The following is a 1155-nucleotide window of genomic DNA, read 5'->3' on the forward strand; positions in this document are numbered from 1 at the left end:
CGCCACGTCGAACGCCGCGAAGCCCACGTCCGCCACGCCGCGCGCCACGTCCCCCGACAGGCCGTGCCCGACCTCCTTGAGCAGCACCGGCACCCCCGCCTGCGGCACCACCTCCCGCAACCGCGCGACCAGCCCGCGCCAGTCCGTGTCGCCGCCCTCCTGGAAGGCCTCCTGCAGGGGATTCACGTGAATCGCGACGGCGTCCGCGCCCACGAGGTCCGCCGCACGCCGCACCTCGTCCGCGCCGTACCCCTTGAGGAACTGCGCCCCGCCGATATTGCCGATCAGGAGCACGTCCGGCGCGAACGCGCGCACCTCGAAGCTCGCGCGCGCCTCGGGGCGCTCCAGCATCACCCGCTGCGAGCCCAGCATCATGCCCACCCCGAGCTCCCGCGCGGCCAGCGCGAGGTTGCGGTTGATGAGGCCCGCGCGCTCCGCGCCGCCGGTCATCGCGCCGATCAGGAGGGGCGCGCGCAACCGCCGCCCCAGAAACGACGTAGAGAGGTCCACGTCCGCGAGGGCGCGCTCGGGCAGCGCCCGGTACGGCCAGCCCACCGTCTCGAAGCCCGGCGTGACGGTCCGGAAGGTCACGTCGCCCGACAGGCACGCGTCGATGTGACGCAGTTTGCGTTGCGTGATGTCCTCGCTCAAGGGACCCAGCCTAACGCGTGGAGGCGGCGCGGAACGTGGCGCATCGTGCGGCGCGGACCTCTGAGCCGCGCGCCAAGCTTGTCTGCATGCCACGTGAAGCGCCCCTCACGCGATCCTCGGGCGGGGCTATGGAGCGGCCTCTAGCTTCAGGACAGAAGCGGGCCGAGCCGCCCGCGGGAGGTACGTATGCGCTCCACTCTCAGAACCTCGCGGCTGCTGACGCTGCTGCTCAGCGGCCTGCTCGCCTTCGGCGCCACCGCCTGCTCACCGAAGGGTGACGCGAACTCCTCGCAGAACGACGGCGTCGCCCAGCAGGGCAAGAGCAAACCCCAGGACGTCGACGGCGTCGATCAGGACATCAACACCGAGAATCCCAACGAGGGCGCCGCCGGACAGGTCACGACCGGCGGGAAGGACGGGAGCGGCACCCCCACCGAGAACGGCGGCACCCCCGGCGACGAGGCGGGCGCCGACCAGACCGGCGGCGGCTCGACGAGCGGCGGC

2 protein-coding genes are annotated in these 1155 nt (G+C 72.7%); one reads left to right on the forward strand and one right to left on the reverse strand.

The window, feature by feature from the left end; all coding sequences use genetic code 11:
* A partial coding sequence (locus tag DEIPI_RS0118600; RefSeq protein WP_045234695.1) for a beta/alpha barrel domain-containing protein occupies window positions 1-651 on the reverse strand: 651 nt, incomplete at its 3' end.
* A gap of 186 nt (window positions 652-837) precedes the next feature.
* Here DEIPI_RS0118600 and DEIPI_RS40340 point away from each other — a divergent pair.
* Window positions 838-1155: hypothetical protein (locus DEIPI_RS40340; RefSeq protein ID WP_027482759.1), on the forward strand; the 318-nt coding region annotated here is incomplete at its 3' end.

Origin of the sequence: Deinococcus pimensis DSM 21231 (assembly GCF_000519345.1) — a bacterium.
Taxonomy (GTDB): Bacteria; Deinococcota; Deinococci; order Deinococcales; family Deinococcaceae; genus Deinococcus_A; species Deinococcus_A pimensis.